The sequence below is a fragment of the Streptomyces lunalinharesii genome, from assembly GCF_039532155.1.
GTDB lineage: Bacteria > Actinomycetota > Actinomycetes > Streptomycetales > Streptomycetaceae > Streptomyces > Streptomyces lunalinharesii.
Window position 1 is genome coordinate 122,449 of sequence record NZ_BAAARK010000014.1, and the last position, 19,719, is coordinate 142,167.

Genomic DNA, 19,719 nt, shown 5'->3' on the forward strand with positions numbered 1-19,719 from the left:
GCATCCGATGACCGAAACCAGCCCCGCCTTCACCGAGGCGCGCGCCCGGGACGTGCTGGCGGCGGCCGGGCACCCCGAAGCGGCGGCGGACGCCCGACTGCTCGCGCTCGGCGAGAACGCCGTCTTCGCCCTGGACGAGCGCGGCGTGGTGGTCCGGGTCGGCCGCAGCCCGGAGCTGCTGGCGCGCGCCGAGCGGGAACTGGCCGTCGCCCAGTGGCTGGCGGCGCAGGACGTACCGGCCGTGCGGGCCGCGGAGCCGACCGCCCGGCTCGTCGACGGACATCCGCTGACGTACTGGCGGCAGCTTCCACAGGCCGTCCGCCCGGCCCGGCCGCAGGACCTCGCGGCGCTGCTGCGGCTCGTCCACGCGCTGCCCGAGCCGCCGTTCGCGCTCCCCCGGCGCGAACTGCTGGACGGCGTGGAGCGCTGGCTGCGGTTGGCCGGCGATGCCGTGTCGCCGGCCGACGCGGAGTACCTGCGCGGCCGGCGGGACGCCTTCGCGCTCGCCGCGACGGCGCTGGAACCGCACCTGCCGCGCGGTCCCATCCACGGCGACGCGCTGCCCCGCAACGTCCACCTCGGGCCGGACGGCCCCGTCCTGGTCGACCTGGAGACCTTCTCCTCGGACCTGCGCGAGCACGACCTGGTCGTGATGGCGCTCAGCCGGGACCGCTACGGGCTGGGCGCCGAGGCCTACGACGCCTTCGCCTCGGTGTACGGCTGGGACGTACGGGACTGGGAGGGCTGCGCGGTGCTGCGCGGATCGCGGGAGACGGCGAGCTGTGCCTGGGTCTCCCAGCACGCGCCCGGGAACCCCGCCGCACTGGGGGAGTTCCGCCGTCGGATCGCCTCGCTGCGCGAGAAGGACGCGGCGGTCCGGTGGTACCCCTTCTGAAGCCCGGCCCCGGCCACCGCCCCGCGGCGGGCCGGTCCGCTCAGCGCTGGTAGGGGATCAGCGGCCAGGCCGCCTCGACTCGCGCCTCCGGGTCACCGCTGCGGCGCAGGTACGCCTGGAACGACGCGGCCTGCTGGGCGGCGGCCTGCTCCTGGAGGACGTGCAGGGCGCGCGGCGCGGGCAGCGCGACGGCCGGGTACTTCTCGCCGATGCGGCGGGCGACACCGGCCGCGGCCACCGCGTCGGCGCCGGCCTCGTGCGCGCCGTCCAGCGGGACCCCGTAGTGCCCGCAGAGCGCCTGGAGGGCGCGCTTGCCCTTGCGGTAGCGGTCCACGTGCTTGTCGAGGACGAGCGGGTCGATGACCGGGGCGGGCGGGTGGCCGAGTTGCTCGGTCAGCGTCGGCACGCCGTGGCGGCGGCACTCGCGGTCGAGCAGCGAGAGGTCGTAGCGCGCGTTCATCACCACCAGCGGGACGTCCGCGCGCAGCACTTCGGCCAGCGCCTCGGTGATCTCGGCTATCGCGGCGGCGGGCGCGCGGCCGTGCCGGCGGACGTAGGCGGTCGACATGCCGTGGATCTCCGCGGCCTCGTCGGGGATCGGGACGCCCGGGTCGACGAGCCAGGACTGCTGGCCGGCCACCCGGCCGTCGCCCTCCAGCCGGATCAGCGCGGCCGTGACGATGCGGTCGTGCTCGACGTCGGTGCCCGTGGTCTCCAGGTCGAAACCGACCAACAGCTCCTGATGCCAGCTCATGCCGACCCCCTCTTCCGCCCGGCCCCGCACGGGCGCGGCGCGCACCCCTCCTCGACGCTCCGCCGGCCTCCGGCCGGTCGGACCCCCACGCAGCGCTGACTCATGCGGCCTCCTTCGGTGGTACCTCCCCCGTGGTGCGACCACTCTCCCACGCACCACTGACAACGGGCCGGGCCGCCCGTCGCCGCACCGTCCGCAGGCCCCTTCAGGAGACCGGCCGCGAGTCCGCCCAGACGCTCTCGAACTCCTCGCGGTAGATCTCGAAGAGCCCGTGGTCGACGTCGCGGGCGTCCTGGCGGAGCAGGTCGCGGCCGCCGCCGCGCAGCACGAAGACCGGCGACTCCATCCCGCGGCTCTTGCGGAGGTAGGGCTGGACGACGGCTATCCCGTCGGGCCCGTCGCCGTCGACGAGGTAGGCGGTGAAGCGCGGGGTCTCGTCGAAGACCTGGATCTCGAAGGCTCCCGGGTCGTGCAGGCGGGCGCGGACCCGCCGCATGTGCAGGATGTTCATCTCGATGGAGCGGCTCATCTCGCCCTTCTTGAGGCCGATTTCGCGCTCCCGGCGGCGGACCGCACTGCTGGCCGGGTTGAGGAAGAGCAGCCGGACCCGGCACCCGGACTCGGCGAGCCGGACCAGTCGGCGGCCGGAGTAGTTCTGGACCAGGAGGTTGAGCCCTATGCCCACCGCGTCGAGGCGGCGGGCGCCGCCGAAGAGGTCCTCCGCGGGCAGCTGGCGCTGGAGGCGCACCCGGTCGGGGTGCACGCCGACGACGTCGGCGTACCGGTCGCCGACGAGGTCCTCGACGGCGTCGATGGGCAGCCGGCCGGACATCCGGGTGCCGGCCCCGGACCCGAGGACGTCCAGCAGGCGGGCGGAGGCCCGCTCGGCCTGGGCCAGGACGGTCTCGGACAGCGCGCGGTTGCGGGAGACGATGTTGCGGGCGACCTCCAGCTCGTCGAGGACCAGCTCGACCTCGCGCCGGTCGTCGACGTACGGCTCGAAGCAGGGCCAGTGCTGGACCATCAGCTCGCGCAGCTGCGGGAGGGTCAGGAAGCTGACGATGTTGTCGTCGGCGGGGTCGAGGAGGTAGCCCTTGCGGCGGCTGACCTCGCGGACCGCGACCGCGCGCTGGACCCACTCCTGGCCCGCGGGTCCGGCCGCCGCGATGACCCATTCGTCGCCGTGCACCGGCTCGTAGATGGGACGCAGCACGGCGGCGACGACGGCCCGCAGCCGCTGCTCGACGAGATTCAGCCAGATGTAGGCGCGTCCGGCCCGGCGGGCCCGGGTGCGGACCTCGCTCCAGTCCGCGGCCCCCCAGTCGAGTTCGGCACCGATCTCCAGGGGTCGGGCCAGGGACACCGTGCCGGGCGGTGCGTCAACGGAGCCGCCCTCGTGACCCTCATGACTCTCGTCACCAGGGGGCAACTCCAGCCCGCCGCTCACCTGCCACCGCCTCCCGAACCCCCGTGCCAACGATCAAGGCAGACTACTGCGGCGCGGGGAGCGGTGCAGCAGGATGCGGTGAGTCGGATGCCAACTCCCCTTGCCCATGGTGCCGGTTGTGACCGGAAAGCGCGGTGGGAGTGAGCGGTTTCATAGCCGCGACGGGGGGTGGCCTCCTGTTGCCGCCCACGCGATGGAGTGTCCCGGCGGTGAGCCGTTGACAGCACCGTGCGCACCGGGCCGCGCGGGGGTGCCCGCATTTGGCCGGGGTGCCGCTGGCGAACTGCACACATGTGAGGTAGTCCGTCGCCAAGACGCCGCTTTTGGGGTAGCCCTGGCATTCCCCCGCCCGCGCCGGCCGCGCCCGATGGCCGCCGGCCCCCGATCAGCGCACGGTACGACAATCCGACATCGCCGGAGATCCGTCAGCTTTCAGCGGAGTTCACACGAAAATCTCCCGACATCCGGCAGTTTGGACACGTTGGGAAGGATTCCGATTCGGCCCGCGGACGCGTGTCGTGGAGTCGCCGCCGCCCCGTAGAGAAAGTGGAAGTGTCTACGCATGCAGGTCTGGCCGGGACAGATGTATCCGTTGGGTGCCACCTATGACGGTGCGGGCACCAACTTCGCGGTGTTCTCCGAAGCCGCCACGCGCATCGAACTGTGTCTGCTGCACGACGACGGGTCGGAGACCGCCGTCGAGCTGCGCGAGTCCGACGCCTTCGTACGGCACGCGTATCTGCCGGGGATCATGCCGGGACAGCGCTACGGCTTCCGGGCGCACGGCCCCTACGAGCCGGAACGCGGGCAGCGCTGCAATTCCGCCAAGCTGCTCCTCGACCCGTACGCCCGGGCGATGAGCGGCGTGATCGACTGGGACGAGGCGGTCTACGGCTACCACTTCGGCCGTCCCGAGGTCCGCAACGACCTGGACTCGGCGCCGCACACCATGGCGTCGGTGGTGGTCAACCCGTACTTCGACTGGGGCGACGACCGCCCGCCGCGCACCGCGTACCACGAGACGGTGCTCTACGAGGCCCACGTGAAGGGCCTGACGATGCGGCATCCGGAGCTGCCGGAGGAGCTGCGCGGCACCTACGCGGCGCTGGCGCACCCGGCGATCATCGACCACCTGACGAAGCTCGGGGTCACCGCCCTGGAACTGATGCCGGTGCACCAGTTCGTCCAGGACCACCGGCTGGTGGACGCGGGCCTGACCAACTACTGGGGCTACAACACGATCGGGTTCTTCGCCCCGCACAACGCCTACGCGTCCTGGGGGGACCGCGGGCAGCAGGTGCTGGAGTTCAAGACCGCGGTGCGGGCCCTGCACCAGGCGGGCATCGAGGTGATCCTCGACGTCGTCTACAACCACACCGCCGAGGGCAGCCACCTGGGCCCGACGCTGTCCTTCCGGGGGCTGGACAACGCCTCGTACTACCGGCTGTCGGACGACCTGCGCTACTACATGGACACCACGGGCACCGGGAACTCCCTGCTGATGCGCAGTCCGCACGTGCTCCAGTTGGTGATGGACTCGCTGCGCTACTGGGTGCAGGAGATGCGCGTGGACGGGTTCCGCTTCGACCTGGCGGCGACGCTGGCGCGGCAGTTCCACGAGGTGGACCGGCTGTCGTCGTTCTTCGACCTGGTGCACCAGGACCCGGTGGTCAGCCAGGTGAAGCTGATCGCCGAGCCGTGGGACGTCGGGGAGGGCGGCTACCAGGTGGGGAACTTCCCGCCGCTGTGGACGGAGTGGAACGGGAAGTACCGGGACACCGTGCGGGACCTGTGGCGGGGCGAGCCGCGCACCCTGGCGGACTTCGGGTCCCGGTTGGCCGGTTCGTCGGACCTCTACCAGGAGGACGGGCGGCGGCCGCTCGCCTCGGTCAACTTCGTCACCTGCCACGACGGTTTCACCCTGCGCGACCTGGTCTCGTACAACGACAAGCACAACGAGGACAACGGCGAGGACAACCGGGACGGCGAGCGCTTCAACCGGTCGTGGAACTGCGGCGCGGAGGGGCCGAGCGAGGACCCCTCGGTACGGCGGCTGCGGCTGCGGCAGATGCGGAACTTCCTCGCCACGCTGATGCTGTCGCAGGGCGTGCCGATGCTCAGCCACGGTGACGAGTTCGGCCGCAGCCAGCGCGGCAACAACAACGCGTACTGCCAGGACGGGGAGCTGACCTGGGTGCGGTGGCCGGAGCGGGAGGCGGCCGGCGCCGCGGACGACCCCGAGGCGGCGCAGGACGCCGCGGGCACGGCGGACGAGGAACGGGCGGACCGGGCGGCGCTGCTGGCGTTCGTGCGGCAGATGGTGTGGCTGCGGCGGGACCATCCGGTCTTCCGGCGGCGGCGGTTCTTCCAGGGGCACCCGATGGAGGGCGCCCACGACGAGCTGTCCGACATCGCCTGGTTCACCGCGGCCGGCACGGAGATGGGCACCCGCGACTGGCAGTCCGTCCACGCCAAGTCGCTGACGGTCTTCCTCAACGGGAGCTCGATCTCCGAACCCGGTCCGCGCGGCGAGCCGATCGGCGACGACTCGTTCCTGCTGATGTTCAACGCCCACGACCAGGACAAGGAGTTCACCGTCCCGGAGCACCTGGGACCGCAGTGGCAGGTCGTGGTGGACACCGACCGGCCGGAGGCGGCGGCGGACGGCCGGGGCGCCAAGGTCAAGGGCGGCGACCGGCTGATGCTGGTCGGGCGGAGCCTGCTGGTGCTCCAGCGGCCGGCCTGAGCCGTCCGGTGCGGCCCCGCGACGGTCCGAGGGGCCGCGGGGGCTCAGGAGGTCTGCGCGCGGTCCGCCGCGGCCTCCGGTCCGGCCGGGGAGAGGGGCAGCGGCGCGGTGGGCCGGTGACCGGCGCGGGTGGTGAGGGCGACGACGAGGACGAGCACCGCCGCGCCGACGGCGACCGCGAAGGCCGCAGACGGGCCGTGCGTGTCGGCGAGCCGCCCCGAGAGGGCCAGCGCCACGGCCTGGCCGCCGACCACCGCACTGGTGAGGAAGGCCATCGACTCGGCCAGCCGGGCGGCCGGCACCAGGCGTTCGGTGAGTCCGAAGAGGGTGATCAGGTGCGGCGCGAAGGCCACCCCGAGCACCACCACGACCAGGTAGAGCGCCCCCATCGACCGCACGAAGAGCAGCGGCACGGACAGCACGATGAGCGCGACGGCGGCCGCCCGCCAACGGGCCGGCAGGCCGATCCGGGCCGGCACCAGCGCGAGCGAGAGCCCCGCGACCGCGCTCATCACGCCCATCGCCGCGTACACCAGGCCCGCCTGGGCGGGCTGGTGGAGGCGTTCAGTGAGCGCGGTGATGCCGGCCTGGCAGGCACCGAACATGGCGCCCTGGAGGGCCATCGAGACGCGCATGGCGTGCACCGCGCGGGGCATCCGGGTGCGCGCCGGGCGGGCGGCCCGCGGGGCCCGGTCGGCGGCGGGCCGCACGGCCACCGCCGTCGGATGCAGGGCGAACGCCGAGCCGCAGACCGCCAGCAGCACGGCGGCCAGCCCCAGCGCCACCGCCGGGTGGACCAGGGTGGCGGCCAGCCCCACCAGCGCCGGCCCGAGCACGAACGACACCTCGTCCAAGGTGCCCTCCAGGGAGAGCGCGGCGCTCACCAGCCGTTCGTCGGCCCGCGCGCGGTGCGCCAGCGCGACCAGCCGGGTGCGGGCCAGCGGGCCGATCTGCGGCACGCTCGCCCCGGCCAGCAGGCCCAGCAGGGCCAGCGAGGGCGTCGCCGTGCGGGCCAGTGCGGCCGTCACCAGGGCGGCCACCGCGAGCGCGTTGACCCAGCAGGCGATCAGCACCACCGGGCGCTGGCCGTGGCGGTCCGCGAACCGCCCGATCAGTGGGCCGGCGACCGTCTGACCCGCCGCCAGGGCACCGCCCACCAGGCCCGCGGTGGTCAGCGAACCGCTCGTCTCGGCCACCAGCAACACGCTGCCGAGCTGGCACATGGCGGTCGGCAGCCGCCCGAGGAAGGACACGACGGGCAGCAACGGCCCGCTCAGGGCGAGTACCCGGCGGTAGGTGGTGGTGACAGCGGTCATCACAAGAAGCTACCCATCACCCCTGCACGATTCGTACGGGCGGTACGTACGAAGCCCTACCGCCGACCGGCCCGATGGTTCGGAGGAAGGCACCACGGGCAGGACGCCCCGGGATGACGCAACCCGATGACAGAACGGCCCGCCGGCGGGGTACGGGTGTTCCCATGACGCAGCCTTCGAGTCCGTCGCCGACCGCCACCTACCGGCTGCAGCTCCAGCCGGACTTCCCGTTCGCCGCCGCCGCGCGGGCGGTGCCGTACCTCGCCGCGCTCGGCGTCTCCCATCTGCACCTGTCACCGGTGCTGGAGGCGGTGCCGGGCTCCCCGCACGGCTACGACGTGACCTGCCACGCGGCGGTGCGGGCCGAGCTGGGCGGCGAGGAGGGGCTGCGGGCGCTGGCGGCGACGGCCCGGGCGCACGGCCTCGGGCTGGTCGTCGACGTCGTGCCCAACCACATGGCGGTGCCCGTGCCGCTGTCGCTCAACGGGCCGCTGTGGGAGGTGCTGCGCGACGGACCGACGTCGCCGTACGCGCGCTGGTTCGACGTCGACTGGGACGGCGGGCACGAGGGGCGGTTGCTGCTGCCCGTACTGGAGGGGCGGATCGGGGACGAGCTGCCCCGGTTCCGGGTCGAGGGGCGGGTGCTGCACTACGGGGAGCAGGTCTTCCCCTTGCGGCCCGGCACGGAGCGGCTGCCGCTGGAACGCCTCCTGGGGGCGCAGTGGTACCGCCTGGGCTGGTGGCGGCTGGCCCGCACCGAGCTCAACTACCGCCGGTTCTTCACCATTTCGGAGCTGATCGGGGTCCGCGTCGAGGACCCGGAGGTGTTCGACGCCACGCACCGCACGGTGTTGCGGCTGGTGCGGGAGGGGGTCGTCGACGGGCTGCGGATCGACCACCCGGACGGGCTGGTGGATCCGGGCGGCTACCTGGCGCGGCTGCGGGCCGGCACGAAGGGCTGCTGGACCGTGGTGGAGAAGGTCCTCACCGGTGCGGAGCGGCTCCCGGACGGCTGGGCGTGCGCGGGCACCACGGGCTACGACGCGCTCCGCCACGTCGACGGGCTGTTCGTGTGCCCGCAGGGCGCCGGGCGACTGTTCTCGCACTACCGGGACTTCGTCACCCCGTTGGCCGACGAGGGCGGCGACTGGGAGGAGACGGTGCGGCGGGCCGCCTACGAGGTCGTCGAGCACGACCTGGCGGCGGAGGTCGAGCGCCTGGTGCGGACCGCGGCCCGGATCGCCCAACGGGTGCCCAGGCCGGGCGACCACGCCCCGTGGGCGCTGCGCCAGGCGGTCCGGGAACTCCTGGTGCGGCTGCCGGTCTACCGGCCCTACGCCGGCGACCCCGACGACGCCGCGCGGGCGGCGGCGGACGCGACGATGCTGGGCGGCGCGGCGGAGCGGGCCCGGGCCACCTTCCGGGTGCCGGAGGAGGCCGGGGCGGTGGACCTGGTCCACGACCTCGCGCTGGGGCGGTTCGCGCCCGGTGGGGACGGCGCCGCGGACGGGGCCGTGGACGGGGACGTCGCGGGCTTCGCGGCGCGGTTCGCGCAGACCGCGTCCGCGCTGCACGCCAAGTCCGTGGAGGACACCGCCTTCTACCGCTACCCGGTGCTGCTGTCGGCGTGCGAGGTCGGCGGCGATCCCGGGGAACCGGCGCTGGGGCCCGGGGCGTTCCACGAGTACGGCGCGCGGATGCAGCGGGACTGGCCGGAGAGCGGCACGGTGCTCTCGACGCACGACACCAAGCGCAGTGCCGACGTGCGGGCCCGGATCGCGGTGCTGTCGGAGTGCCCGGACCGGTGGCGGGACGTGCTGGGCGCGGTGACCGAAGGACGGGACGTCGCGGACGGCGCGCTGCCGGTGGACCCGATGGTGGCCTGGACGGCCTGGCAGACCGCGTTCGGGCTGGGCACGTCCGACGCCGACGGCCCGGGCGCGGACGGGGCGGCGGCCGGCGACCGCGGGGAGCGGCTGACGCCCGCGGTGCTCAAGGCCGTGCGCGAGGCGGGGCTGCGCACCACCTGGACGGAGCAGGACGCGGGGTACGAGGAGCGGGTGGCGGAGTTCGTCCGGAGCGGGCCGGGCGGTCCGGCGCCGGAGCAACTGGCCGCGCTGGAGGCGGAGCTGGCCCCGTTCGTCCGTGCGAACGTCCTCGGCGCGACGCTGCTGCACCTGACCGTGCCCGGCGTCCCGGACCTCTACCAGGGCACCGAGCAGGAGTACGCGGCGCTGGTCGATCCGGACAACCGGCGGCCGCCGCGGTTCGCCGCGGATCTGCTCGCGGAACTGGACGCCGGCGCCGCGCCGGCCTCGGTGTCCGCCGAGAAGCTGTGGCTGACGGCCCGTGCGCTGCGGCTGCGGCGGGCGCACCCGGAGTGGTTCGGCGCCGCCGCCTCGTACGAGCCGCTGGCCGTGGAGGGCCCGGCGGCCGAGCACTGCGTGGCGTTCGTCCGGGCGGGGCGGGTGGCGACGGCGGTGACCAGACTGTCGCTGCGGCTGCGGGAGACCGGCGGCTGGTGGGACACCGTGCTGCGACTGCCCCCGGGCGGCGAGTGGCGCGAGCTGCTCACCGGCCGCTCGCTGACGGGCGGCAGTGCGGTGGGGGTGGACGGCCTCCTGGCGGACTGGCCGGTGGCCCTGCTCGTACGGGAATAGCCCCGGGCGCGGTGGAGGGCGCACCGCAACCGGCGTACTGATGGTGCGTCAGGCATCGTGGTCGGTCACCCGTCCCCGGAGGGGTTCGGTGAACCGGGCGTCCGCACCGGTCCGACCGGCCCCGGGGGACGCCCTCGGCGTCGGGGCACCGCGGCGGGTCGGTGGGCGTCAGCGCTCGGACTGGGCCTGGCGTTCGGTCAGGACGTAGTCCACGTGGCCGAACCTGATGTGGTCCCCGGGCCCGACCGCTATCTCGCCCACCAGCCGGCGCCCGTTGACGCAGGTGCCGTTGGTGGAGCCGAGGTCGCGCAGCATCCAGCCGGTGCCCTCGCTGCGCAGCTCGGCGTGGTGACGGGAGACCGTCTCGTGGTTGAGCCGCAGGCCGACGCCCGGGGCCCGCCCGATCGACAGCGGGAACGGGCCGGGCTCCGGCAGCAGCAGCTTCGGCAACCGCTCCGTGCGCCACGCCCTGCGCAGCCGGATGTGGAACGCCGACACCCGGCCGACCATCCGCAGCACCAGCCCCTGGACCTTGCCGTGCCGCTCCAAGTCGGCCGTCGCCAGCGCGAGTTCGGAATGCTGCTGGGCCGACAGGACGAGTTCCAACCGGCGCAGGAAGGTGTCCTGGGACAGCCGTCCCTCCGCCGCGCCTTCGCGCAGCAGCTCAAGGGCGCGTTCCCGATCCGCGTCCGAAGGCCGCGCGGGGAACTGGAGCGAAGTCATGGCGTAATTCTCCGGCCTGCGGTGAGCCGGTGTCCAGGCGACGACCGTGCCCCGCCGCACCGCGTCCTTCCGTCCGGCGCGGCGGCGTGCTTTCGTCGTCGGGAAGCGGGCCGGCGCCTGCCGCGGCGGCCGGGCCGGAGCGACGAAGGAGGACCACCGTGCTGTTCGAGGTATGGGCGCCCGAGGCCGGGCGGGTCGCCCTCCACTGGGCCGGCGACCGGTCCGACGCGCCCCCGGTGGAGCTGGCGCGCGATCCCGCCCGCCCCGGTTGGTGGCGCGCCGACGCACCGGCCGGCGACGGCGACCGCTACGCCTTCCGGCTGGACGGGGGCCCGCCACGGCCCGATCCGCGCGCCGCCCGGCTGCCGGCGGGGCCCGGCGGGCCCGGCGCGGTCGTCGAGCACGCCCGGTTCGCCTGGCGGCACCCGTGGCCCGGCCGGCCGCTGCCCGGCGCCGTCCTCTACGAACTGCACGTCGGGACGTACACCCCCGAAGGCACCTTCGACGCCGCCGCGGCCCGCCTCGGCCACCTCGCCGACCTCGGCGTCACCCACGTCTCCTTGATGCCCGTCTGCCCGTTCCCCGGGACCCACGGGTGGGGGTACGACGGGATCGCGCCCTGGGCGGTGCACGAGCCGTACGGCGGCCCCGACGGGCTGAAGCGGTTCGTGGACGCCGCGCACGGCCACGGCCTCGGGGTGGTCCTCGACGTGGTGCACAACCACCTCGGCCCGTCGGGGAACCACCTCCCGGAGTTCGGCCCGTACTTCACCGACACCCACCACACGCCCTGGGGGGCGGCGGTCAACCTCGACGCCCCCGGTTCCGACGACGTCCGCCGCTACCTCGTCGGGAGCGCGCTCGGCTGGCTGCGCGACTACCGCGTCGACGGACTGCGGCTGGACGCCGTGCACGCCCTGCACGACGATCGCGCCCAGCACTTCCTGGCCGAACTGTCCGCCGCCGTGGACGCGCTCGCCGCCCAGCAGCGCCGCCCGCTGTTCCTGATCGCCGAGTCCGACCGCAACGACCCGCGCACCACCGCGCCGCGGGCGAGCGGCGGCCTGGGCCTGCACGCCCAGTGGAACGACGACTTCCACCACGCCCTGCACACCGCGCTGACCGGCGAATCCCACGGCTACTACGCCGACTTCGCGCGCGCCCCGCTCGCCGCCCTCGCCAAGACCCTCACCGGCGGCTTCTTCCACGACGGCAGCCACTCCAGTTTCCGCGGGCGCCGCCACGGCGCCCCGCTCGACCTCCGGGCGACCCCACCGCACCGGCTGCTCGGCTACGCGCAGACCCACGACCAGATCGGCAACCGCGCGTACGGCGACCGGCTCACCGCCACCCTCTCCCCCGGCCTGCTCGCCTGCGCCGCCGCGCTGGTCCTCTGCTCTCCCTTCACCCCGATGCTCTTCATGGGCGAGGAGTGGGGCGCGCGCACCCCCTGGCAGTACTTCACCGACCACCCGGACCCGGAACTGGCCGAGGCTGTACGGGCCGGCCGGCGGCGCGAGTTCGCGGCGCAGGAGGGCGGCGCGGCGCACGGCGACGGCCTCGGCGCCGACTGGCCGGACCCGCAGGATCCGGCCACCCGCGACCGCTGCGTCCTGGACTGGGCCGAACCGTCCGCCGCGCCGCACGCCGCCCTGCTCTCCTGGTATCGCAGCCTCCTCGCGCTGCGCCGCACCCACCCCGCGCTGACCGACCCCGACCCCTCGCGCACCCACGTCTGCCACGACGAGGACGCCCGCTGGCTCCTGCTCCGCCGCGGCCCCGTCCACCTGGCCGTCAACCTCGCCCCGAGCGGCACCGCCACCGTCCCGCTCCCCCCGTCCACGGCGCCCCCGGCGGACGCGCGGCGGGGCACCGCGCCGGCCCCCGCGCGCAACTTCCGCGCGGCGGCCGGTTGGCCGCACCCGGTGCTGCCGGACGACGGCGGGGTGCTGCACCTGCCGGCGGAGTCGGTGGCGGTGGTCGTCGAGGAGCCGCCCGGAACGCTGCGCGCCAGGGCGGGTCGCACGTGATCGTGCTCAGTGACCCTCAGGTGGCGGACGTGCTGGTGCGCGACTGCGGCGAACCGCTGGCCGAGGTGGCGACGCTGCCCCGCGTGAGCCTGGCTCCCGGCGAGCGGGACCCGGACGGGGCGTACGGGCGGGCCCGGGCCGGCGTGTGCGCACGGTTGCGGACGGCCGCCGCCGGGCTGCCGCCGGGCTGGGGGTTCCTGGTGGTCGAGGGGCACCGCAGCAGCGCCGAGCAGGCCCGGCGGTTCGCCCGCTACCAGGAGCGCCTGCGCGCCGCGGGCCACACCGACCCCGCGGAGCTGCGCCGCCGGACGGCTGCGTTCGTCGCCCCCGTCGAGGTGGCCCCGCACTGCACGGGGGCGGCCCTGGACCTGACGCTGGTGGACGACCGGGGCGCCGCAGTGGACATGGGCGGTGCGGTCAACGGCCACCGCACGGGCGACGAGGAGCGCTGCCCGTTCGACGCCCCGGGGCTGCCGGCCCGGGCCCGACGCCATCGCGCCCTGCTGGCCCGGGCCCTGGGCGGCGCCGGTTTCGTGAACTATCCCAGCGAGTGGTGGCACTGGTCCTACGGGGACCGCTACTGGGCGCTGCTCACCGGGGCCCGGTGCGCCGTCTACGGGCCGGTCTGAGGGGGCGCGGGGGCGGTGCGGGCTGCCCCGCGCGCGTCACCGCGAGAACTCCTCGACCAGGGCCTTGCAGAAGGCCGGCAGGTCCGCCGGTTTGCGGCTGGTGACGAGGGTGTTGGCGGCCTGCGTGCAGACCACGACCGGCCGGTCGACCCAGGTGCCGCCGGCGTTGCGGATGTCGGTGCGCAGGCTGGGCCAGGAGGTGAGGGTGCGGCCCCGCACGACGTCGGCCTCGATCAGGGTCCAGGGGGCGTGGCAGATGGCCGCGACCGGTTTGCCGGTCTCGAAGAAGGACGCGATGAGGGCGATGGCCCCCCGGTCCAGACGGAGCGCGTCGGGGTTGGCCACCCCGCCGGGCAGGGCCAGGGCGTCGAACTCCGCGACGGACGCCGCGTCCACGGTGCGGTCGACGGGGAAGGTGTCGGCCTTGTCCAGGTGGTGGAACGCCTGGATGCGGCCCGACCTGGTGGAGATCAGGGTGGGCTTGCCGCCCGCGGCGGTGACCGCCTGCCAGGGCTCGGTCAGCTCGACCTGTTCGGTGCCCGCGGGGGCCACCAGAAACGCCACCTGCATGGTGCGCTCACTTCCCTTCGTCCGGGCGGCCCGAGGGCCGGACGGCGGCTGCGCGGAGGGCCGGAAGACGACGGTCGGCCGGTGGGGACATATCCCTACCGACCGACCATAGCGGGCGGAACGGGGCGGCTCATCCGCTGGTACGCGGCGACCCCGGGCGGCCCGCGCCGTCCCTTTCCGTCAGTCGCGCGGGGCCGCGGCGGCCGCCGGCCCGTCCGCGTCGGTCCCCTCCAGCTCGCGCTCGCTCTCGGCGACCGCCGCCGCCTCCGCGACCTGGTCGAGGCTGCGGGTGAGCAGGTAGTACAGGCCACCGCCGACCAGCAGGCCGGGCACGAAGGAGAGGTCGGCGCCGCCCAGCGCCTTGGTCACCGGGCCGGTGTAGAAGGACGTGGAGAAGAACGGGACCATCGCGGCGAAGCCGGCGACGTAGGCGGTGATGCCGCGCCAGGACCAGCGGCCGTAGATGCCGGCCGGGTTGAAGATCGCGGTGACCGCGTAGTGGCCGCGCCGGACCCAGTAGAAGTCGACGAGGTTGACCGCCGTCCACGGGATGAGGAAGTAGAGCATCATCAGCACGAAGGTGTTGAAGCTCTCCAGGTAGTTCTCCGGGAGCAGCATCGCCACGGTGAAGACGATCAGGCCGATGGCCGCGATGCCGGCGATCCGGATCCGGACGGTCGGCTTGACCGTGCGGAAGGCGTCGATCGCGCTGGTGGTGGTGAGCATCGCGCCGTACGCGTTGACGGCCATGATGCCGACCAGGGCGACGGACGAGACGACCACCGCGAAGGTGCCGAAGCCGGGCACGATCGCGTTGCCGACCTGGCGGATGCCGCTGATCGCGTCCGGGTGCGGCAGCGCCGAGGCGAGCAGCGCGCCGAGCGACATCAGCCAGGCGGCGGAGCCGGCCGCGCCGGCGTAGGTCCACCAGATGACCTTGCGGGCGGAGACGTCGCGGGGCAGGTAGCGGGAGTAGTCCGAGACGTAGACGGCGTAGCTGATCTGGTAGCCGGCCGCGGCGGAGAAGACGACCAAGAAGGACGTCCAGGAGCCGTGCCCGGCGTGCCCGGCGGCGGCCGCGGAGTGCGGGTCGAGCTGGATCAGCGCGCCGACGGTGAGCACGCCGAAGACCACGATCAGCACGTAGGTGAGCCAGCGCTGGACCAGGTGCAGCAGGTCGTGGCCGACCACGGCGAGCACGATGGCTACGCCGATGATCAACACGTACCAGAGGGTGGTGCCGCCGGGGAAGACGGTGCGCAGGCCCTGGGCGGCGAGGACCACGTTGAAGACGTTGAACCCGACGTAGACGAAGACCACGGCAGCGAACGGCACGATCGCACCGCGGATGCCGAACTGGGCCCGCGACTGGATCATCTGCGGCAGGCCCATCCGGGGGCCCTGGTTGGCGTGGAAGGCCATGAAGAAGGTGCCGAAGCAGGCGCCGAGGACGACCGCCGCGACGGAGGCGAGCAGGCTCAGGCCGAGGGCCGGGCCGAGGAAGCCGGTGACCATCGTGGTCAGCACGAAGTTGCCGGTGAACCAGAACGGACCCTGGTGCCACACCTTCCCGTGCCGTTCGCGGACGGGGACGTAGTCGATGGAGCGGACCTCGATCATGCGCGAGCCTCGTCCCTCGCTCGTGCCTTCCATGGGTGCCGTGGGATCCATGGGTTACTCCTCGGGCGTGGCGACAGGGTGTGCGGGGGTGGTGCCGCGGGGAGCCGGTGGGGAACGTCGGATTCCGCGGTGGTGTGAACCTAGGCGTCCGGCCGCCGGGACTCGATCGCCCGATCGTCCATTCAATAGATATGTGGTGGACACTATGTCTATGCCTCTGCGTATCTCGGACCTGTTGGCACGGCCCGGCCTCCATCTGGCCCTCACCTACGACGTACCGCAGGAGCTGCTGTCCCGCACCATCGAGGCGGCGACCGTCTCCGACCTGCTGGTCCCGGGGAAGTGGCTACAGGGCGGTGAGCTGCTGATGACCATCGGGCTGCTGCTGCCGATGGAGCCGGCGTCCTGCCGCGCGTACGTCCGGGACGTGGCCGAGGGCGGCGCGGCCTGCCTGGCGCTCGGGCTGGGGCAGGGGCTGCCGTACCAAGAGGCACCGCAACCGCTGGTCACGGCCGCCGAGGAGGCGGGACTGCCGCTGCTGACGGTGCCGGACGAGGTCCCGTTCATCGCGGTCACCAAGGCGGTCTTCGACGCCCGGGCCACCGAGCAGCGGGAGGTGCTGCACCGGGCCTTCGCCACCCAGCGGCGACTGACAGCGGCCGCGGCGACCAGCGACGGGCTCCAGCCGATGCTGGCGGAGTGGACGGCCGCCACCGGCGTCGGCGCCACCGTCCTCGACCCGCTGGGCCGGCAGCTGGCGGCCGCCGAACAGGAGCCGGGCACCGCCCTGGAACACGCCCGTGACCTGGTCGAACGGGTCGCCGCACGGGGGCTGCGGGGCAGTGCGTCGAGCACCGTCGGCGGCCGGCAGCTGGAGGTGCAGCCGCTCGGCGCCCGCCGGCTGCGCGGACTGCTGCTGCTCACCGGCCGCCCGGACGACGCCGCCCGGTCCGTGGTGCCCGGACTGATCTCGCTGCTCTCCCTGGAGCTGGAACGACGGCACCTGCGGGACGAGCCGGAACGCCGGCGGCGCTCGGCGCTGCTGTCGGAGCTGCTGGCGGACGAGGACCTGGCGGCGGACCGGGCCCGGGACATGCTGGCCTCGGTGGGGCTGTCCGCCGAGCGGGTGCGGGCGGTCGTCGTGGAGGCGGCGCCGGTCGCGGGGCCGCGCGGCGGGGGCGGTTCCGCAGCGCGGACGGGATTGTCGGAGGGCGCGGCCCAGGAGATGGCGGCCGATCTGGCGCTGGCCATGCCCGGCGGGCTGGTGCGGGTGTCCGGCGGGCCGGGGGCCGCTCCGGGACCGCTGATCGAGGCGGTGGTCGGCGAGGAACTGGACATCCACGCGGTGCTCGGCCGGTTCGCCCCCAACTGCCCCGCGGGCATCGGCCCGGCCAGCGCGCCGGAGGCGGTCCGGGTGTCGCTGCGGCAGGCCACCGGGCTGCTGGCGGTCAGCCGGACCAGCGGGACGCCCGCGGAGGCCCGGCAGAGCGAGGCCGCCCGACTGCTGCTGGACCTCGGCGACCGGCGGACGCTGCACGGCTACGCCGACACCGTGCTCGGGCCGCTGGACCTGGCCGACGGCGGCGAGGAGCTGATCGCCACCCTCGCCGCCTGGCTGGAGACCGGCGGTGCCTGGGACGCCACCAGCCGCCGGCTCGGCGTCCACCGGCACACGGTGCGCAACCGCCTGGACAAGGCGATGGACCTCACCGGGCGCCGCCTCGACGACCCCGACGACCGCTTCGACCTGTGGCTGGCCACCCGCATCCGGCGCGGCGGCGCCCCCTCCCCCGGCGCCCGCTGAGGCCCGGGCGCGGCCGCCGCGGCCGCGCCCGGCGATCGAGGGGCCCGGCCGCGGCACGCCCCTCGTTTCCGGGCGACGCTTTCCTTGATCCCCCCGCACCGTCTTTACTGCTGAGGTGACCTACGAGATCCGCACCTTCGCCCCCGGCGCCCAGCACGCCACCACCGGGCCGGCGCCCACCTCGCGTGAGGGCCGCCTGGTGGCCGTCAGCGACCTCCACGTCCGGTACGACGAGAACCGCGACATCGTCGAGCGGTTACGGCCGGAGTCCGACGACGACTGGCTGCTGGTGGCCGGGGACGTCGGGGAGTACGTCGAGGACATCCGCTGGGCGCTCGGCCTGCTGAGCGAGCGGTTCGCCAAGGTCGTGTGGGTGCCCGGCAACCACGAGCTGTGGACCCCCACCAAGGACCCGGTGCAACTGCGCGGGGTGGCCCGCTACGAGCACCTGGTGGAGATCTGCCGGGAGCTGGGGGTGGTCACCCCCGAGGACCCGTATCCGGTCTGGGAGGGGGCGGGCGGCCCCGTGGCCCTCGCGCCGCTCTTCCTCCTCTACGACTACTCCTTCCGGACGCCCGGCATGGGGTCCAAGGAGGAGGCCCTGGCGATCGCCGAGAAGGCGGGCGTCGTCTGCACCGACGAGTACTTCCTGCACCCGGACCCCTACCCGTCCCGCGAGGCGTGGTGCCGGGCCCGGGTGGCGGAGACCGAGGCGCGGCTCGCGGCCCTCCCGGAGGACCTGCCGACGGTGCTGATCAACCACTGGCCGCTGGTCCGCGAGCCCACCAGACCCCTGTGGTACCCGGAGTTCGCGCTGTGGTGCGGGACGGAGGCCACCGCCGACTGGCCCCGGCGGTTCCGCGCCAGCACGGTGGTCTACGGCCATCTGCACATCCCGCGGCTGATCATGTGGGACGGAGTGCCCCACCAGGAGGTGTCGCTCGGCTACCCTCGCGAATGGCGGCGCCGCTCCGGTTCCCCCGGCCGCCCGGTCCAGATCCTGCCCGTCGCGACCACCGGAGTTCCCGCGTGATAGAGAAGCTGCTGCCCGCGCCGATCGCGACCGCCGAGTCCTTCGAGGACGACCCGCTGTCGGAGATGTTCCCCGAGGAGTTCGCGCTGGTGGCCCAGGCGGTCCCGCAGCGGCAACGGGAGTTCGGCACGGTGCGCAACTGCGCCCGCCGGGCCCTGGCCGCCTTCGGGATCGCCCCCGCGCCGGTCCTGCCCGGCGAGCGCCGCGCCCCGATCTGGCCGACCGGCATCGTCGGCGCGATGACCCACTGCACGGGGTACCGCGGCGCCGCCGTGGCCCGGGCGAGCGACGTGCGCTCCGTCGGCGTCGACGCGGAGCCGCACGCGCGGATCGAGGACCCGGGCGTCCTGGAGCTCGTCACGCTCCCCGAAGAACGGGCCCAGCTCTCCCAACTCGCCGCGCACCAGCCGGAGATCTGCTGGGACCGGCTCGTCTTCAGCGCCAAGGAGAGCGTCTACAAGGCGTGGTTCCCGCTCACCGGCCGCTGGTTGGGCTTCGAGGACGCCCACCTCACCCTCGACCCGACCGACGCCACCTTCACCGCCCGGTTCCTGGTGCCCGGTCCGGTGGTGGAGGGCCGGGAGCTCACCGAGTTCACCGGCCGCTGGCTGATCGGGTCCCAGCTGGTGATGACGGCGGTGACCGTACCGGTGTGACGGGAGCGTCCCGCGCGCCTCGTGGGGGCACCCCGGGCGGTGTCCCCGCGTCGCCGAACGGGCGCCGTGCCGCCCGACCGCGAGGTGTTCGTGGAGCGTGGTGGGGCGGGGCGCGTCCTTGTCTCGGACGATCGTCGCGACCGCGTGCCGGGCGTCCCGGGTGGTGAACCGCACCGAGGTGCGCGCGAAGGCACAGGCCCGCAACTCCTCGGCCAGGCCCGCGAACACGTCGGACGCCTGCTGTTCCTCGCCCGTCCGGAACGCCGCGCCGATCTCCTGGGCCAGCCAGTTCTGGTCCCCGTCGTTCGTGCCCGGGCGGGCCTTCTCCGTCCACGCGCCGCGGGCGCCGCCGTCGACCGGTGCGCGGGCGGCCGCGGGTCACGCCCGCGCACCGCCCGCCGCCGGTCGGTGCTCACGCCTCGTCGGGCGCCATCCGCAACGAGATCGAGTTGATGCAGTACCGCTGGTCCGTCGGGGTCGGGTAGCCCTCACCCTCGAAGACGTGCCCGAGATGCGAGCCGCACCGCGCGCACCGGACCTCGGTGCGGACCATGCCGTGGGTGCGGTCCTCCAGGAGTTCGACGGCGTCGGTGTCCTTGGGGTCGTAGAAGGACGGCCAGCCGCAGTGGCTCGCGAACTTGGTGGTGGAGCGGAACAGTTCGGCGCCGCAGGCCCGGCAGGAGTAGACGCCGGCCGTCTCGGTGTCGGTGTACTCGCCGACGAAGGCGGGCTCGGTGCCGCCCTGGCGCAGCACGTGGTACTCGGCCGGGGTCAGCTCACTGCGCCACTGCTCGTCGGGCTTGTCGATCTCATAGGTCATCGGGGGGCCTCCTCAG

General features: G+C 74.3%; 15 protein-coding genes. 8 read left to right on the plus strand and 7 right to left on the minus strand.

Annotation, left to right across the window (positions count from 1 at the left end; genetic code table 11):
- Nucleotides 1–7: 7 nt before the first annotated feature.
- Entirely contained in the window at nt 8–895 is an 888-nt protein-coding gene (locus ABD385_RS21940) for an aminoglycoside phosphotransferase family protein (RefSeq protein WP_344578734.1), read from the plus strand.
- Nucleotides 896–935: 40 nt separating this feature from the next.
- Here the strand turns inward: ABD385_RS21940 and ABD385_RS21945 are convergent, their stop codons facing one another.
- Both ABD385_RS21945 and ABD385_RS21950 read right to left on the minus strand, forming a co-directional pair.
- The gene (locus tag ABD385_RS21945) at nt 936–1,649 is read right to left on the minus strand and encodes an exonuclease domain-containing protein (RefSeq protein WP_344578736.1); all 714 of its coding nucleotides are present in this window, start codon (nt 1,647–1,649) and stop codon (nt 936–938) included.
- A gap of 205 nt (nt 1,650–1,854) precedes the next feature.
- Nucleotides 1,855–3,096 carry an SAV2148 family HEPN domain-containing protein gene (locus ABD385_RS21950; RefSeq protein ID WP_344578739.1) on the minus strand — a complete coding sequence of 414 codons (1,242 nt, stop codon included), beginning with the start codon at nt 3,094–3,096 and terminating at the stop codon, nt 1,855–1,857.
- A gap of 562 nt (nt 3,097–3,658) precedes the next feature.
- Here ABD385_RS21950 and glgX point away from each other — a divergent pair.
- Nucleotides 3,659–5,842: a glycogen debranching protein GlgX gene (glgX, locus tag ABD385_RS21955; protein ID WP_344578741.1), complete on the plus strand. Its 2,184-nt coding sequence runs from the start codon at nt 3,659–3,661 to the stop codon at nt 5,840–5,842.
- A gap of 44 nt (nt 5,843–5,886) precedes the next feature.
- On the opposite strand, the gene ABD385_RS21960 is transcribed toward glgX, so the two are convergent.
- Nucleotides 5,887–7,158: an MFS transporter gene (locus ABD385_RS21960; RefSeq protein ID WP_344578745.1), complete on the minus strand. Its 1,272-nt coding sequence runs from the start codon at nt 7,156–7,158 to the stop codon at nt 5,887–5,889.
- A 164-nt stretch (nt 7,159–7,322) separates the two neighbouring features.
- Between ABD385_RS21960 and treY the strand changes: the two genes are divergently transcribed.
- A complete protein-coding gene (gene treY / locus ABD385_RS21965; protein WP_344578747.1) occupies nt 7,323–9,818 on the plus strand; it encodes a malto-oligosyltrehalose synthase in 2,496 nt (831 codons plus the stop codon).
- Between the two features lie 168 nt (nt 9,819–9,986).
- On the opposite strand, the gene ABD385_RS21970 is transcribed toward treY, so the two are convergent.
- A complete protein-coding gene (locus tag ABD385_RS21970; protein WP_344578749.1) occupies nt 9,987–10,541 on the minus strand; it encodes an FHA domain-containing protein in 555 nt (184 codons plus the stop codon).
- A gap of 158 nt (nt 10,542–10,699) precedes the next feature.
- On the opposite strand from ABD385_RS21970, the gene treZ reads away from it, so the two are divergent.
- Nucleotides 10,700–12,571, plus strand: a complete 1,872-nt coding sequence (gene treZ, locus ABD385_RS21975) for a malto-oligosyltrehalose trehalohydrolase (protein ID WP_344578751.1) — start codon at nt 10,700–10,702, stop codon at nt 12,569–12,571.
- Nucleotides 12,568–13,200 carry a M15 family metallopeptidase gene (locus ABD385_RS21980; RefSeq protein WP_344578754.1) on the plus strand — a complete coding sequence of 211 codons (633 nt, stop codon included), beginning with the start codon at nt 12,568–12,570 and terminating at the stop codon, nt 13,198–13,200. The genes treZ and ABD385_RS21980 overlap by 4 nt, the downstream gene beginning before the upstream one ends.
- Before the next feature lie 36 nt (nt 13,201–13,236).
- Here ABD385_RS21980 and ABD385_RS21985 read toward each other — a convergent pair whose 3' ends face one another.
- Together ABD385_RS21985 and ABD385_RS21990 are read right to left on the minus strand one after the other, a co-directional pair.
- Nucleotides 13,237–13,770 carry a type 1 glutamine amidotransferase domain-containing protein gene (locus ABD385_RS21985; protein WP_344578756.1) on the minus strand — a complete coding sequence of 178 codons (534 nt, stop codon included), beginning with the start codon at nt 13,768–13,770 and terminating at the stop codon, nt 13,237–13,239.
- Between the two features lie 180 nt (nt 13,771–13,950).
- The gene (locus ABD385_RS21990) at nt 13,951–15,441 is read right to left on the minus strand and encodes a purine-cytosine permease family protein (protein ID WP_344578758.1); all 1,491 of its coding nucleotides are present in this window, start codon (nt 15,439–15,441) and stop codon (nt 13,951–13,953) included.
- A 160-nt stretch (nt 15,442–15,601) separates the two neighbouring features.
- On the opposite strand from ABD385_RS21990, the gene ABD385_RS21995 reads away from it, so the two are divergent.
- The 3 genes from ABD385_RS21995 (at nt 15,602) to ABD385_RS22005 (ending at nt 18,883) form a co-directional block, all read left to right on the plus strand.
- A complete protein-coding gene (locus tag ABD385_RS21995; RefSeq protein ID WP_344578761.1) occupies nt 15,602–17,194 on the plus strand; it encodes a PucR family transcriptional regulator in 1,593 nt (530 codons plus the stop codon).
- A gap of 115 nt (nt 17,195–17,309) precedes the next feature.
- Complete coding sequence (locus tag ABD385_RS22000) at nt 17,310–18,227, plus strand: metallophosphoesterase family protein (protein ID WP_344578764.1); 918 nt, start codon at nt 17,310–17,312, stop codon at nt 18,225–18,227.
- On the plus strand, nt 18,224–18,883 hold the full coding sequence (locus tag ABD385_RS22005; protein WP_344578767.1) for a 4'-phosphopantetheinyl transferase family protein: 660 nt from the start codon (nt 18,224–18,226) through the stop codon (nt 18,881–18,883). Before ABD385_RS22000 ends, ABD385_RS22005 begins: the two co-directional genes overlap by 4 nt.
- Before the next feature lie 412 nt (nt 18,884–19,295).
- Here the strand turns inward: ABD385_RS22005 and msrB are convergent, their stop codons facing one another.
- The gene (gene msrB, locus ABD385_RS22010) at nt 19,296–19,703 is read right to left on the minus strand and encodes a peptide-methionine (R)-S-oxide reductase MsrB (RefSeq protein ID WP_344578770.1); all 408 of its coding nucleotides are present in this window, start codon (nt 19,701–19,703) and stop codon (nt 19,296–19,298) included.
- Nucleotides 19,704–19,719: the final 16 nt, after the last annotated feature.

Bases quoted from the DNA above. Each gene is read 5' to 3' on its own strand.
- ABD385_RS21970 (WP_344578749.1), bottom strand. From the start codon at position 10,541: ATGACTTCGCTCCAGTTCCCCGCGCGGCCTTCGGACGCGGATCGGGAA.
- ABD385_RS21945 (WP_344578736.1), bottom strand. From the start codon at position 1,649: ATGAGCTGGCATCAGGAGCTGTTGGTCGGTTTCGACCTGGAGACCACG.
- ABD385_RS21960 (WP_344578745.1), bottom strand. From the start codon at position 7,158: ATGACCGCTGTCACCACCACCTACCGCCGGGTACTCGCCCTGAGCGGG.
- ABD385_RS21990 (WP_344578758.1), bottom strand. From the start codon at position 15,441: ATGGATCCCACGGCACCCATGGAAGGCACGAGCGAGGGACGAGGCTCG.
- treY (WP_344578747.1), top strand. From the start codon at position 7,323: ATGACGCAGCCTTCGAGTCCGTCGCCGACCGCCACCTACCGGCTGCAG.
- ABD385_RS21995 (WP_344578761.1), top strand. From the start codon at position 15,602: ATGCCTCTGCGTATCTCGGACCTGTTGGCACGGCCCGGCCTCCATCTG.
- glgX (WP_344578741.1), top strand. From the start codon at position 3,659: ATGCAGGTCTGGCCGGGACAGATGTATCCGTTGGGTGCCACCTATGAC.
- ABD385_RS21940 (WP_344578734.1), top strand. From the start codon at position 8: ATGACCGAAACCAGCCCCGCCTTCACCGAGGCGCGCGCCCGGGACGTG.
- ABD385_RS21985 (WP_344578756.1), bottom strand. From the start codon at position 13,770: ATGCAGGTGGCGTTTCTGGTGGCCCCCGCGGGCACCGAACAGGTCGAG.
- msrB (WP_344578770.1), bottom strand. From the start codon at position 19,703: ATGACCTATGAGATCGACAAGCCCGACGAGCAGTGGCGCAGTGAGCTG.